Annotated in this window: 12 protein-coding genes and 3 tRNA genes; 13 read left to right on the forward strand and 2 right to left on the reverse strand. The window is 56.5% G+C overall.

Annotation, left to right across the window (positions count from 1 at the left end; genetic code table 11):
- The first annotated feature begins 195 nt into the window (after positions 1-195).
- The 7 genes from ACK2JC_RS27940 to ACK2JC_RS27970 all read left to right on the forward strand — a co-directional run bounded on the left by ACK2JC_RS27940 (position 196) and on the right by ACK2JC_RS27970 (position 5,468).
- Positions 196-2,466 (forward strand): heavy metal translocating P-type ATPase, encoded by a 2,271-nt coding sequence (locus ACK2JC_RS27940; protein WP_368271269.1) that lies wholly within the window; start codon positions 196-198, stop codon positions 2,464-2,466.
- Positions 2,467-2,482: 16 nt separating this feature from the next.
- Positions 2,483-2,668: a heavy-metal-associated domain-containing protein gene (locus ACK2JC_RS27945; protein ID WP_092360718.1), complete on the forward strand. Its 186-nt coding sequence runs from the start codon at positions 2,483-2,485 to the stop codon at positions 2,666-2,668.
- Positions 2,669-2,763: 95 nt separating this feature from the next.
- The gene (locus ACK2JC_RS27950; RefSeq protein ID WP_368271268.1) at positions 2,764-4,425 is read left to right on the forward strand and encodes an O-antigen ligase family protein; all 1,662 of its coding nucleotides are present in this window, start codon (positions 2,764-2,766) and stop codon (positions 4,423-4,425) included.
- Positions 4,426-4,548: 123 nt separating this feature from the next.
- Positions 4,549-4,622: transfer RNA gene (locus ACK2JC_RS27955), tRNA-Pro, on the forward strand.
- A 9-nt stretch (positions 4,623-4,631) separates the two neighbouring features.
- Positions 4,632-4,703, forward strand: a tRNA-Glu gene (locus ACK2JC_RS27960).
- 48 nt (positions 4,704-4,751) lie between these two features.
- Positions 4,752-4,824 (forward strand) — tRNA-Thr (locus ACK2JC_RS27965).
- 71 nt (positions 4,825-4,895) lie between these two features.
- A complete protein-coding gene (locus tag ACK2JC_RS27970) occupies positions 4,896-5,468 on the forward strand; it encodes a hypothetical protein (RefSeq protein ID WP_227167424.1) in 573 nt (190 codons plus the stop codon).
- Positions 5,469-5,662: 194 nt separating this feature from the next.
- Here the strand turns inward: ACK2JC_RS27970 and ACK2JC_RS27975 are convergent, their stop codons facing one another.
- The gene (locus ACK2JC_RS27975) at positions 5,663-6,121 is read right to left on the reverse strand and encodes an Lrp/AsnC family transcriptional regulator (protein WP_320936776.1); all 459 of its coding nucleotides are present in this window, start codon (positions 6,119-6,121) and stop codon (positions 5,663-5,665) included.
- A 153-nt stretch (positions 6,122-6,274) separates the two neighbouring features.
- On the opposite strand from ACK2JC_RS27975, the gene ACK2JC_RS27980 reads away from it, so the two are divergent.
- The gene (locus ACK2JC_RS27980) at positions 6,275-7,612 is read left to right on the forward strand and encodes an MATE family efflux transporter (protein ID WP_276954462.1); all 1,338 of its coding nucleotides are present in this window, start codon (positions 6,275-6,277) and stop codon (positions 7,610-7,612) included.
- A 2-nt stretch (positions 7,613-7,614) separates the two neighbouring features.
- On the opposite strand, the gene ACK2JC_RS27985 is transcribed toward ACK2JC_RS27980, so the two are convergent.
- Positions 7,615-8,259 (reverse strand): DUF3298 and DUF4163 domain-containing protein, encoded by a 645-nt coding sequence (locus ACK2JC_RS27985; RefSeq protein WP_320936775.1) that lies wholly within the window; start codon positions 8,257-8,259, stop codon positions 7,615-7,617.
- A 213-nt stretch (positions 8,260-8,472) separates the two neighbouring features.
- Here ACK2JC_RS27985 and ACK2JC_RS27990 point away from each other — a divergent pair, with 213 nt between their 5' ends.
- The 5 genes from ACK2JC_RS27990 to ACK2JC_RS28010 all read left to right on the forward strand — a co-directional run bounded on the left by ACK2JC_RS27990 (position 8,473) and on the right by ACK2JC_RS28010 (position 14,143).
- Positions 8,473-9,933: a histidine kinase gene (locus ACK2JC_RS27990; protein ID WP_320936774.1), complete on the forward strand. Its 1,461-nt coding sequence runs from the start codon at positions 8,473-8,475 to the stop codon at positions 9,931-9,933.
- A 287-nt stretch (positions 9,934-10,220) separates the two neighbouring features.
- Positions 10,221-11,024, forward strand: a complete 804-nt coding sequence (locus ACK2JC_RS27995) for a response regulator (protein WP_320936773.1) — start codon at positions 10,221-10,223, stop codon at positions 11,022-11,024.
- Positions 11,025-11,320: 296 nt separating this feature from the next.
- Positions 11,321-12,352 (forward strand): TRAP transporter substrate-binding protein, encoded by a 1,032-nt coding sequence (locus ACK2JC_RS28000; protein ID WP_118754216.1) that lies wholly within the window; start codon positions 11,321-11,323, stop codon positions 12,350-12,352.
- The gene (locus ACK2JC_RS28005) at positions 12,336-12,839 is read left to right on the forward strand and encodes a TRAP transporter small permease (protein ID WP_007711223.1); all 504 of its coding nucleotides are present in this window, start codon (positions 12,336-12,338) and stop codon (positions 12,837-12,839) included. Before ACK2JC_RS28000 ends, ACK2JC_RS28005 begins: the two co-directional genes overlap by 17 nt.
- Complete coding sequence (locus tag ACK2JC_RS28010) at positions 12,836-14,143, forward strand: TRAP transporter large permease (RefSeq protein ID WP_092360702.1); 1,308 nt, start codon at positions 12,836-12,838, stop codon at positions 14,141-14,143. Before ACK2JC_RS28005 ends, ACK2JC_RS28010 begins: the two co-directional genes overlap by 4 nt.
- Positions 14,144-14,366 lie beyond the last annotated feature (223 nt).

The raw sequence follows: 14,366 nt of genomic DNA on the forward strand, positions 1-14,366 counted from the left end.
GGCCGCTGGCGCAGACTCCGGGCGATTGTTGCAAAATGCCGCATCAGCAGACTGGGGATCATTGTTGTGGTGCGGCGCTGATAAAAAGCTCTGTTTCCGGGAATATTACTGACAAAACGGATTGCCGGGAGCAGAAATGCCCCGGAACCGGTTTGCGGGCGTCGATTCCGCAGGTACGCGAAAGGAGCGAAGCACATGACAACACAGCAGTATCACATAGACGGCATGACCTGCGCGGCCTGCAGCAGCGCGGTGGAGCGCGTGACGCGCAAGCTGGCCGGGGTGGAGCGCAGCGACGTCAATCTGACCACCGGCCGGATGACCATCACCTACGACGAGGGCAGGGTGAACCCGGAACTGATTCAGGACCGGGTGTCCAAAGCGGGATTTTCGGCCAGTCTTGTGGAGGAAGTGGGGGAGCAGGAGTCCAGGGCCCGGGACGAGGAGGAGTGGAGACGCCAGGGGGAAGAGTTGGACGAGGTAAAGCGCCGGGTGATCACGGCGGTCCTCTTTGCCTTGCCTCTGCTCTATATTTCCATGGGGCACATGGTTCCCTTTCCCCTGCCCCTTCCGTCTCTGATCGACATGTATGAGAGCCCGCTGGGGTTTGCGCTGGCCCAGTTGATCCTGACGGTGCCCATCCTGATCTTCGGGCGTAAGTTCTACATCGTGGGCCTGCGGACGCTATTTAAGGGACATCCCAACATGGATTCCCTGGTAGCCATCGGTACTGGCAGCGCTTTTATCTACAGCCTGGTGATGACGGCCCGGATTCCTCAAAATCCCATGAACGCCCACCATCTGTACTATGAGTCCGCAGCCGTGGTGGTGACCCTGGTGATGCTGGGGAAATATATGGAGAGCCGCAGTAAGGGTAAGACCTCAGAGGCTATCCGCAAGCTGATGGAGCTGGCGCCGGATACGGCGGTGCTCTATGAAGATGGGATGGAGCGGGAGGTGGAGACGTCCTCCGTGACCCTTGGGCAGCACATTCTGATAAAACCGGGCAGCCGGATTCCGCTGGACGGCATCCTGGTGCAGGGCAGCAGCAGTGTGGACGAATCCATGCTGACCGGGGAGAGCGTACCGGTGGAGAAACAGGTGGGAGACCGGGTGATCGGCGGCAGTATGAACTACAATGGAGCCATGGAGGTGGAGGTCACCCACGTGGGGAGCGATACCATGCTCTCCAAAATTATCCATCTGATCGAGGACGCCCAGGGCCGGAAAGCGCCCATCTCCAAGCTGGCGGATCAGGTGGCGGGTTATTTCGTGCCTGCGGTGATGGCGATCGCTCTGGTGTCAGCCCTGGCCTGGTGGATATTCGGCGGCCGGGACCTGACCTTTGTGCTGACGATTTTCGTTGCGGTGCTGGTGATTGCCTGTCCCTGCGCGCTGGGGCTTGCTACGCCCACCGCCATCATGGTGGGAACCGGCGTGGGGGCCGGCCACGGTATCCTGATCAAGAGCGGCGAGGCATTGGAAATCTGCCACAAGGTGGACGCGGTGATCCTGGACAAGACCGGAACCATCACCGAGGGCAAACCCAGGGTCACGGATGTGGAGGCTGTGGGAAAATGCCCTGAGGGCAGGGAGGAGGAGCTGCTGAAAATGGCGGGCGCATGCGAGCAGATGTCCGAACATCCCCTGGGGCAGGCCATCGTGAATTTTGCCCGGGAAAAGCAGATGGAGCTCCCCATGCCGTCCTCCTTTGAGAGCATCACTGGCGCGGGGATTCTCACCCAGTGGGAGGGCCGGCGCGTAGCGGTGGGAAACAGCCGCCTGCTGGAACAGCTTCACGTCACCGCGTCGGATGAGACCAGAGAGCAGGCGGCCCGGTTTGCCAATGAGGGAAAGACGCCCATGTACGTGGTGGAGGACGGCCGCCTGGCCGGGATAATCTGCGTGGCGGATACCATCAAGGAGACCAGCCTGGAGGCGGTAAAACAGATCCGGGGTCTGGGAATTGCCGTGTATATGGTGACGGGGGACAACCGGAAGACTGCCGAATACATCGGCAGGCAGGCCCACGTGGACCAGGTGGTGGCGGAGGTTCTGCCCGGGGATAAGGCCGACGTGGTCAGCCGTCTCCAGCGGGAGGGAAAGACTGTGATGATGGTGGGAGACGGGATCAACGACGCCCCGGCCCTGGTCCAGGCGGATGTGGGCTGCGCCGTGGGATCAGGCAGCGACATCGCCCTGGAGTCCGGAGATATCGTGCTGATGAAGTCGGATCTGATGGATGTGTACCGGGCTATCCGGCTCAGCAAGGCCACCATCCGCAACATCCGCCAGAACCTGTTCTGGGCCTTTTTCTACAATGTCCTGGGAATACCTGTGGCCGCGGGCGCTCTGTATCTGTTGGGAGGGCCGCTGTTAAGCCCCATGATCGGGGGCCTGGCCATGTCCTTAAGCTCCGTCTGCGTGGTGGGAAACGCGCTGCGGCTGAAAACATTAAAACTGTGAGAAAGAGAGGAACAAGATGAAAACATTTTACTGTGAAGAGATTGCATGCGGGGGCTGCGCGGCCCGGATCGACCGGGCGCTGGACGCGGCCGGAATCCGGCACAGCGTGGATCTGGAGAATAAAACAGTGACGGTGGAGGAAACCGCAGGCGTGGCGCCGGAAATTCTGTCCGACCTGGGATTTACGCCGGTGGAACGATAAAAAAATAAAATTTGTTGCCCAGGGCGCCGGTGGATGATATACTGTGTGAAAGCATTTCTGTGCTCTTAAACACGGGATGAACGGAGAACGTTGGTATGGAGAAAACAAAGGACCAGGGCGGTCATGCACCGGCACAGCCTGCGGCGGCGGAGATTCCCGCTTTTCTGATCAATGGAAAGCGGGTGATTCGGATTGCGACAACGCTATTTTTGATCGCAATCCTGTTTGTGTTTCCCATCTATTATCGGGACTATTATTTCGATATTCCCAAAGTGAAGTACCAGTTCTATTATAGCAGCGTGCTGGCTTTGTTTGCCGGAGTGGCGGTAACGGCGCTGGTAATGATGATTGTGGATTTGACTCGGTATGAGGGGCGCCATACGGCAGCGTTTTTTGAACGTTTCAGCCTCAAAAAGATAGGGCGCACTTTGACGGTTCCGGATGTGGCGCTGATCTGTTTTCTGGCCGTGGCGGCGTTGTCAACCGCGCTGTCGGACTATGTGTTCGAATCTTTTTGGGGAAATGAGGGGCGCTTTTCGGGGCTGTTCCTGCTTCTCCTCTACGGCGTTTCGTTTTGGATAATCAGCAGGCTGTCAGACTTTCGGAATTGGTATCTGGAGCTTTTTCTGGTTTCATCGGTTCTGGTCTGCGCTTTTGGAATTACAGATTATTTTAATCTGAACCTTCTGCATTTTAAGGATCATATCGATCCTAAGCAATACAATATCTTCATGTCGTTTATGGGAAATATCAATACCTATACGGCCTATCTCAGCCTGATGCTGGGCGTGTCCGGTCTGCTGTTCGCCTCCGACCGCAGGAGAGGGAGGTGTGTCTGGCATTATCTATGCCTGGTGCTGGCCTTCTTCGCTATGATCACCGGGCAGAGCGACAACGCTTATCTAGCGATACTGGCGCTGTTTGCGGCGCTCCCTTTTTACATGTTCAAAAGCCGGACCGGAATCAGACGGTACGCGGTGGTGCTGGCAAGCTTTTTCACGGTGGTGCAGCTGGTTGGAGTGATCGGCCGGGCCATGCCGGGGCAGGTTTTGGAAATTCAGGGAATCTTCAGCGTTCTGGCGGATTTTAAGGGGCTGGCATATCTTCTGGCCGCACTGTGGGCTTGGGCTGGTTTCTTATACGCGCAGGCGTATTTGCGGAGCGGGAAGGAAGAAGATCCGTGTGTGTGGCCGCGCCGGATCTGGGGGATTGCCGTCGCGGTCGGAGTTCTGGCGCTGTTATGTGTGCTTTGCGATGCCAATATAGCCGGAAACGGCCAGCGCTACGGGGCGTTGCGAAATTATGTAGTGATTGACGACGACTGGGGAACGCACAGGGGCTATATCTGGCGTCTGGCCATCCGAAATTACAGGGAGTTTACTCCGGTGCAGAAGTGGATCGGCTACGGGCCGGACACCTTTGGCATTCTGACCGTTCAAAACAATTACAGCGAAATGGCGCGGCGTTACGGCGAGACCTTTGACAGCGCACACAATGAGTATCTGCAATATTTTGTCACCATCGGCCCCCTGGGGCTGGCGGCGTATCTGGGCCTGCTGATCTCATCCGCAGTGCGGATGGTGAGGCGTGGATCCGGAAATCCCTACGTGATGGCCGCGCTGTTCGCAATGCTGTGCTACGGCGCCCAGGCCTTTGTCAATATCAATCTGCCCATTGTGACGCCGGTTATGTGGACCCTGATGATAGTGGGGCTGTCGGGTTGTCAGGGGAGCCGCCCGTTTACAGGCGGGGTCTGACCTGCAAAGAGGAGCCAAAAACAACGCAGTTTCAAGGCTTCCCGAAATTGGCAAAATTATTTCAAAAAATTTGAATATTTTCGTTGACAAGTGGTGTTTTTTGTATTATACTACCAAAGGTATCGAGGCGTGGCTCAGTTTGGTAGAGCGCTGCGTTCGGGACGCAGAGGCCGCGTGTTCGAATCACGTCGCCTCGATTCACCTATGGCCTGATGGTCAAGCGGCTAAGACGACGCCCTCTCACGGCGTAAACCCGGGTTCGATTCCCGGTCAGGTCATTGATGAAAAGGCTGTTGCATAAGCGGCAGCCTTTTTCATCCAAAGGTGCCACTGTAGCGCAGTTGGTAGCGCAACGCATTCGTAATGCGTGGGTCGCCGGTTCGAGTCCGGCCAGTGGCTTTACAGAAAATCCCTTGTGTTTACAAGGGATTTTTTGCTGTAAAATGGACAAAAGAAGGAGAAATTGTGAGATGAAAAAGTTGAGAAACCTGCTAGTAGTTGGCATGCTGCTGGCGGCCGCCGCGCTGGGCGGCTGTGGCAGTAAGGATCCGGGAACACCGCCGGAGGTGCTTCTGGACGGCACCCAGGTGGTGGTGGGACAGACCAAACCCTCTGACCTGGCGGGAGAGAACTGGGAACTGGACGATTTGGGGAAGATGATTTTCGAGCTGCCGGACCGGTCCTGGACCTCTTCGATTTTTCTGGGGAAGGATGGGACAAATTACGCCATGCTGGTGCTGGTGAACGACAGCAAGGAGGCGAAACCTGCCAAGAACTGCGTGATCGAGGAGTTGGGTTTCTATGCCCTCGACGGCGCGAACCAGGATTTGAACATCTCCATCAACGGCGTCAATCCCATTGGAAAAACCCAGGAGGAGCTTAAGGAGTTGTTTCCTGATCTGGAGATGGATGAGGACGAGGGCGATTATCTGTTCCACTATCTGAAATCCGGGGATTACACCGTGCGGTTTGAGTACAGCAAGGGCGTGCTGTCGGATGTCGATGTGATGCACAAGTTCGACAAGAGCTACCAGACCAAGTGAGGATTCGGGCTGAGGGCGTGATTCGGATTATGACGGATATCCGCAGGGATGAGGGCATGAAGTATCCGGAGGAAGAGACGTAAACGGAAACGGATACAGAGACGGACGGGAAACAGGAGACCGGAAGGGGAGAAGATCCACCTTCGGCCTCCTGTTTCTGCATCATGAGCGGCCTGCAGGAGCCACGGAACCCATCACAGCCGCAGCCCCTTAATATCCTTAATCCGCGAGAGTATCATATTGCAGCTGCAGTTGATCACCCCCGGCAGGGGATCAATCAGATCGCGGATCAATGCCTCCATTTCCTCGCCCGAGGAGGCCACCGCGTGGACGTGCAGCTTGTGGCGGCCGGTGACCCGGTAGATCTGGGTCACGGTCTCATGTTCCAGGAGAAGTCCGGTTACCTGGGAAAATGTGTCCGGGGCCGTCTCGATCTCAAAATAGCAGGATACCGCGCCGTTTATCTTCTGGGGGTTGATAATTGTGGTGTACTCCTCGATGACACCCTGCTTTTCAAGAGACTGAATCCGCGTTTTCACCGCCACCCGGGATATACCTACCTCCTTGCCGATGTCCGAGTAGGACATGCGGGCGTTCTGGATCAGCAGCCGGACGATTTTCTGATCCAGCTCGTCAAGTCCGTCAAGAAACATGATCGGCGCCTCCTTTTCTGAAATATGTTCATTTCTTTGATTATAGCGGATTTGTATAACAAACGCAATCTGTTAATTGACTTGTGTGGGTTTTCTTGATAAAATGATTACGAAACGTAAGATAAATATTTCGATTCGAAAGTAAAAGGCGAGATGCGGGGAGATTTGACTCAGGGGAATGTGATGAAAACCATGCTGCGGTTTGCGGTTCCGATGATTTTGGGGAACCTTCTGCAGCAGTGCTATAATGTGGCGGATACGCTGATCGTGGGCCGTTTTCTGGGCGCGGGAGCGCTGGCTGCGGTGGGGTCCTCCTTCACGCTGATGACCTTTCTGACCTCCATACTGCTGGGACTCTGTATGGGCAGCGGTGCGGTATTTTCCATCCGGTTCGGGCAGCAGAACCACGAGGGCTTAAAGGAGTGCATGTGCGCCTCCTTTGCCCTGATCGCCGCTCTGACCGTGGCGCTGAACCTGCTGGCATTTGCCGGCACGGACGCCGTCATCGCTTTTTTGAAGGTGCCACAGGAGATTCAGGGGATGATGCGGGAGTATCTGTTGGTGATTTTCTGCGGCATCGCAGCGACCTTTCTGTACAACTATTTTGCTTCCCTGCTGCGGGCGGTGGGCAATTCCCTGGCTCCGCTGATCTTTCTGGCCGTCTCGGCGGTGTTAAACATCGTGCTGGACCTCTGGTTTGTGCTGGGCCTGGGCCACGGTGTGGCGGGGGCGGCTCTGGCGACGGTGATCGCCCAGTATGTCTCAGGCATCGGGATCGCGCTGTACACATGGCGTTTCTGTCCATATCTTCGGGTGAGCCGCAGGCACTGCCGGGTGAAGTGGCGCAGCGTCCGGGAGATTGCCGGATTTTCCATTCTCACCTGCCTTCAGCAGTCGGTGATGAATTTCGGGATCCTGATGGTCCAGGGGCTGGTGAACAGCTTCGGCACCACGGTGATGGCCGCCTTCGCGGCCGCGGTAAAGATCGATTCCTTCGCCTATATGCCGGTGCAGGATTTCGGCAACGCCTTCTCCACCTTTATCGCCCAAAACTACGGAGCCAGGCGGGAGGACCGCATCCGCGCGGGGTTAAAGGGAGCGGTGATCACCGCCTTCGCCTTCTGTTCGCTGGTATCCCTGCTGGTCTGGATCTTCGCCCGTCCGCTTATGCTGCTGTTTGTCCGGGCAGAGGAGACCGCCATCATCGCCGAGGGGGTGCGTTACCTGCGCATCGAGGGCGCGTTTTACTGTGGCATAGGCTGTTTGTTTCTGCTCTACGGCCTGTACCGGGCCCTTGGGAGACCGGGGATGTCGGTGGTGCTCACCATCGCCTCCCTGGGGACCCGGGTGGTCCTGGCTTACGCGCTGTCGGCAGTTCCGGCACTGGGCGTCACCGGAATCTGGTGGTCCGTGCCCATCGGCTGGGCGCTGGCGGATGCAATCGGCCTTCTATATTACCAAAAGCGGAAGAAAATGCTGTTTGACTACTGAGGTCACTCTTTAAACGGCAGCAGGAATTGGGGCATCCCGGTGGAGTAGGGCGCGATGTCGTACTGCTGATAATAGATAACCAGGCCCTCGGGGGTCAGGTAAAAGCTCTCAGCGTTAAAGGTAGTTCGCAGCAGCTCCGGATAATCCTCAAAGTAGGTGGAGGGTTCCTGCTCCAGGCGGCGTCCGATTCCGGACTGGATCTGGTTCTGGATTTCCTCGCGGTAGGAGGGATTGTGGGGGTAAAAATCGGAAAGCTGCATTCGTTTTCCGGTGGAGAAATCCCAGGTCTGTGAAGTGCGCTGGGTGGAGCCGTGGGCGCCGCCCTCAAATTCATACTGGTCCATATACAGGCTGACGACGCATCCGGAATTGTAGGTCACCTGAAAGGTGACAAGAAATTCAAAGCCCAACAGCGGATCCCGGTCTTCCTGAAGCTGTTTTAAGTCCGTTACCGCCTGGGGATACAGGGTGAAGCGGCAGTATGTCTCCAGGGATTTTGCCCGCAGGCGGTAAAAACTGTTGACAGCCGCCGCGGCCCTGCGGCTGCAGGTGCTGGTAAATTGCGGATAGTCGATTTTGTAGTTCAACGCGGGCGTATTTTGAAAATACATGGTATCGGACAGGGTGAGTTTGGAAATAGTTTGCATGGTAAACCTCAAAACGGTATTTTTACAATATATGGCCTGCCTGCCCGGGGTATGATCTCCGTTATGATTCACAGCCCCGCATAAAAGCGCGGTTTTGCGAACCGTAACTGTTTTCCCGCCGTTTTCTGCCCGTAAACGCTTTTAAGCTTTCGGAATATCTGAAAATCGTATATAATAGATGAAAATGAGTCGATTGCTCGCAGGAGGAACCATATGGACACCATGGGGCGGCCCGGTTTGGGACGGTTTAAAAACCGCTTTCCCGGTCTTTCACTAAAACAGAAAATGCGATGGATTTCCGGTCTGGCGGCCGCGGTGGTGGTCCTGTCCATCGCCGGCACGCTGGCGGTATCCAGTTTCGGCCTGTTGGGGTTTGAAAAAATTCTGGACAACAATTCCCGGGGATTGAACCTTTGGAAGGCGGCCGGCGAGGAGATGCGCACCTTTGAGACCTACGCCGCCGACCGCACGGAGCAATCCCGGGCGGCGTACGAGGCGGCCAGGGACCGCACGGAAGAGGCCGTGGCGCAGCTGCCCTTCGACTATCAGAAAATCGGTCCTAAGCGGTACGCCAGGACCTGGTCCATCCGCAACCTGTATGAAAACTACCGGGAACGCCGCGACCGTTTCCTGGCCGCGCCCCGAGGGGGAGAGGGATATTTTGAAGAGCTCTACGCCCTGAACCGGGCCCAGACCTACCTTCAGTCCTACGCCGGAGATTTGGAATTTCTGACGGTTGAGGACGGCACCAGGCGCTACGAGACATTGCGCCCTCTGTTTGCGCTGATCCCTGGGGCGGCCGTCCTGTTCGGGGCGGCCGCCGTGGCCGGGGTGCGCCGCTTAAACCGCACGGCGGACCAAAACCTGGTGCGGCCGGTGGTGGAGCTGGCCCGGGATTCGGCCCGCATCGCGGCGGGCGACTTCGACGGCCCAATGGTTAAGGCTCTGGGCGAGGATGAGATCGCCCAGTTGATCCGGGCTTTCTACCACATGAAGGGCGCCACCAGAGGTTATATCGCCGCGCTCAAGGATAAGCACGAGGCGGAGAAGCAGCTGGATGCGGTCCGCCTGCAGATGTTGAAAAATCAGATCAACCCCCACTTCCTGTTCAACACCCTGAACATGATCGCCTCCATGGCCCAGGTGGAGGATGCCGCAACCACGGAGCAGATGATCACGGCCATGAGCCGCCTGTTCCGCTATAATTTAAAGTCCACGGACAGCGTGATGCCGCTGGAGCGGGAGTTGAAGGTGGTATCCGATTACATGTATCTCCAGCAGATGCGCTTTGGAAAACGCCTGCGCTTTACCTCGGACTGCCCGGCCGATACCCTGGATTACCTGGTTCCGTCGTTTGCGCTTCAGCCCCTGGTGGAGAACGCCATTGTCCACGGCATCTCGGCGCAGAAGGAGGGCGGGAAAATCCACATCCGGGCCAGGCGCGCGGACGGGCGGCTGTGGCTTTGGGTGTCCGACACGGGCTGTGGAATGGCAGAAGAGCGCCTGGTGCAGATTCGCGGCGCGCTGGCCGCAGGGGATGAGAAGGCCACCGGAGTCGGCCTTGGAAATATTTACCGCAGAATCCACGCCATGTACCCGGACGGGGAGATGGAGGTGTTCAGCCGGGCCGGGTGCGGGACGGTGATCCGGCTGGCAGTAGGCGTGGGCCGGTGACACGTTCACTGGCGGTAGGCGTGGGCCGGTGACACGTTCACCGACGGTAGGCGTGGGCCGGTGACCCGTTCACCGGCGGTAGGCGTGGGCCGGTGACACGTTCACTGGCGGTAGGCGTGGGCCGGTGACCCGTTCACCGGCGGCAGGAATAGGTCAGCGACTTGCCCGGTGGCAGGCGTGAGCCGGTGTTCTGCCGGGCGGCAGGCGCGGATCGGTGATCCGGCCAAATGCCCCCGGCCTCGCCCCTGCCTGAAACCGCAAACTCATGATAAGGAGGAGAAAAGTCTATGATTCGTGTTTTGATCGCGGATGACGAGGAAATTGAGCGTATGGCGCTGTGCAGAAGGCTGGAAAAGCATTTCGGCGACACCCTGTGCATCTGCCAGGCGGAGGACGGCGCCGAGGCGGTGGAGCTGTTTAAACGGGAGAAGAGCCAGATCACGATCATGGATATCGCCATGCCGGTACTAAACGGCGTGGAGGCGGCGGAGCAGATCCGCAGGCTGGACGAGGGCTGCGTGATCATTTTCCTCACCGCCTACGACGAGTTCTCCTACGCTAAGCGGGCCCTGGTGATCCGCGCCCTGGATTACCTGCTAAAACCCTGTGAGGAGGACGAGCTGGTGGCGGTCATGGAGGAAGCCGTGCGCCTGGCCGGGCTTTACGCCCAGGGACGGACAGCCGGCTATTTCCGCCCGGCCGGACCGGAAAACGCCCCGGTGCGCGACGGGGAGGAGCGGGGAGAGAGCGGGGAAAACCGGATGACCCAGGTGGCCGCCTCCATTCTGGATTACATCCGCCGCAATTACATGAAAGAAATTTCCATGCAGGACGCCGCCAGAGCCATGAATTACTCGGACGCCTATTTCTGCAAGCTGTTCAAACAGTGTTTTGACCAGAACTTTACCACCTATCTCACGCATTTCCGCATGAACGAGGCCAAACGGCTGCTGCAAAACCAGGAGATGAACGTGAAGGACGTGAGCGCCCTGGTGGGATACTCCGACTCCAACTATTTTTCAAAAGTGTTCAAACGGATCACAGGTATGATTCCGTCCGAGTTTCGGGACAGTCAATTCGCACAAAAATAGCACATCAAAATTGTGCATATTCACATGTCGAACAAACAAATACCGTTTATGTCAAAATCTTCTTCCCGGATGTCAAAATTTTACGGTACACATTTTCATCCCCCCGCTTTATAATTAACATGTTGTTAAGAACGTGACAATAAATCTTAACAGCTCCGGAGCGATTATAGGGCCCGGGGATTTTTTTGCGCAAAAAAGGGAAAACTTCACAAACAGCAATCGCGAGCTGTTGGTGGAATAGGAACGCTGCAAATATGGAACGCTGTAAGGGAAAGGATTGGTTTACATTGAATAATATGTTGAAAAGACTGGCTGTGGCCGCGCTGGCGGCTGTGACGGCGGCAGGTCTTTCCGGCTGTGGGGCGGTGACGTCGGGGAAACGTATCATCCGTATATCCCATGCCCAGTCGGAAACACACCCGGAGCATCTGGGACTGCTGGCATTTAAAGATTACGTGGAGGAGCGCCTGGGGGACAAGTACGAGGTGCAGATTTTCCCCAACGAGATTCTCGGCTCCGCTCAGAAAGCCATTGAGCTGACCCAGACGGGAGCCATCGATTTTGTGGTGGCGGGAACCGCCAACCTGGAAAATTTCGCCGGCGTATACGAAATTTTCAGTATGCCCTACCTCTTTGATTCCGAGGACGTTTACAAATCGGTGATGGAGGACACGGACTACATGGAGAAGATCTATGAGTCCACCGACGAGGCCGGATTCCGGGTGGTGACCTGGTACAACGCGGGAACCCGCAATTTCTACGCCAAAACCCCGATCCGCACCCCTGAGGATTTAAAGGGCAAAAAGATCCGCGTGCAGCAGAGCCCGGCCAGCGTGGCTATGGTTAATGCCTTCGGCGCGGCTGCTGCCCCCATGGGCTTCGGCGAGGTCTACACTGCGATCCAGCAGGGCGTGATCGACGGCGCTGAGAACAATGAGCTGGCGCTGACCAACAACAAGCACGGCGAGGTAGCCAAGTATTATTGTTACAACAAGCACCAGATGGTCCCGGATATGCTGGTGGCCAACCTGAAGTTCTTAAACGGCTTAAGCCCGGAGGAATATCAGATTTTCAAGGACGCGGCGGCCCTTTCCACCCAGGTGGAGATGGAAGAGTGGGACAAGAGCATCGAGGAGGCCAAGCAGATCGCAGCGGATAACATGGGCGTGGAGTTCATCGACGTGGATGTGGACGCCTTCAAGGAGAAGGTGCTGCCCCTTCACCAGCAGATGCTGGACAGTAACCCCAAGATCCGTGATCTCTACGAGCACATCCGCAAGGCTAACGAAAACGCGAAGGGAGGACAGACAAATGCAGACGCTTCATAAGATCCGCACGGGAATCATGAAGGTGCTGGGAGTCCTGATCGTGGCTCTGTTCATCCTGATGACCGTGATCGGCACCTACCAGATTGTAACCCGCTATTTCTTCAAACGGCCCAGCACGGTGTCCGAGGAGCTTTTGACCTACTCCTTCACCTGGATGGCTCTGCTGGCCTCTGCTTACGTGTTCGGCAAGCGCGACCACATGCGCATGGGCTTTTTGGCCGACAAGATCACCGGCAGCGCCCGGAAATGCCTGGAAATCGCCATCGACCTCCTCACCTTCACCTTTGCGGGTGTTGTGATGGTCTACGGCGGCGTCTCCATCACCCGGCTGACCATGATCCAGAACACGGCTTCCCTCCGTGTGCCCATGGGTTACATCTACGTGATCGTGCCGGTGACCGGGGCGTTAATCATGATCTTCAGCCTGATCAACGCCATGGATATGCTGCACAAGGATTTTAATGAGAGAGGGGAGGCCGGATTATGAATATAGCAGTTGTCTGCGGACTGATTATTTTAGTATTGCTGCTGGTGATGCTGCTGGCGGGCGTGCCCATCTCGGTGGCCCTTGCGGTGTCCTCTATCTGCGCCATTCTGCCCGTGCTGGATGTAGGGCGCGGCGTACTGACCGGGGCACAGCGTATTTTCTCCGGAATTTCCGTGTTCAGCCTGCTTGCCATCCCGTTCTTTATTCTGGCCGGAAATATCATGAACAAGGGCGGAATCGCCATCCGGCTGATCAACTTTGCCAAGCTGTTCACCGGGAATATCCCCGGCGCTCTGGCGCACACCAACGCGGTTGCCAACATGCTCTTCGGCGCAATCTCCGGCTCCGGCACGGCGGCCGCCTCGGCCATGGGCTCCATCATCGGACCCATTGAGGAGGAAGAGGGGTATGACCGGGATTTCTCCGCGGCGGCCAATATCGCCACGGCCCCGACGGGACTTCTGATCCCGCCCAGCAATGTGATGATTACTTACTCCCTGGTCAGCGGAGGCACCTCGGTGGCGGCCCTGTTTATGGCCGGATACATCCCGGGCATCCTCTGGGGTCTGGCCTGCATGCTGGTGATCTATTACTTTGCTAAGAAAAAGGGCTACCGCAGCGCCAAAAAGTACGAAAAGAGCGAGCGGGTCAAGGTGTTTTTCCAGGCCATCCCCTGCCTGATGATGATCGTGATCGTAATCGGCGGCATCATCTCCGGTATCTTCACGGCCACCGAGGGCAGCGTGGTGGCGGTGGTGTACAGCCTGATTTTGTCCCTGTTTTTCTACAAGTCCATCAAATTTTCCGAGCTGCCCCGCATTTTCTTGGACAGCGCGGAGATGACGGGAATCATTATTTTCCTCATCGGCGTGTCCAGCATCATGAGCTGGGTGATGGCCTTTACCGGGATTCCCACCGCGGTGTCGGAGGCTATGCTCTCCATCAGCAACAACCGCTATGTGATCCTGTTTATTATCAACATTCTGCTGCTGATCATCGGAACGTTTATGGATATGACGCCGGCCTGCCTGATCTTCACGCCCATTTTTCTGCCCATCTGCCAGGCTTTGGGCATGAACACCGTGCATTTCGGAATCATGATGATTTTCAACCTGTGTATCGGAACCATCACGCCTCCGGTGGGCACTACGCTGTTTGTTGGCGTCAAGGTGGGCAAGACAAAAATCGAGAACGTGATCAAACCTTTGCTGGTATATTTTGCGGCGATTTTCATCGTGCTGCTGCTGGTTTCCTACGTTCCCATTCTCTCTATGTGGCTGCCCGGACTGCTGGGATATGTATAAAATCTGTGATATTAGCAGAAACTGGATAATATCCAGAGGATTGACGGCCTGAACAATTTCCCGTATAATGAACCGGTGTGAGACAAGTGGAAAATTGAGCACAGAGGAAGAGGTTATACGAGCGAGATGAACACCGGACAGTGGAAGATTGGCCTCATAGAGCATATGATCAATTTACGGATAAGGCATGACCTGCGATCCTTTCGGATGGCAGGCACTGCCT

Source organism: Enterocloster lavalensis, assembly GCF_046603895.1.
In the GTDB taxonomy this organism is placed as follows: Bacteria; Bacillota; Clostridia; order Lachnospirales; family Lachnospiraceae; genus Enterocloster; species Enterocloster lavalensis.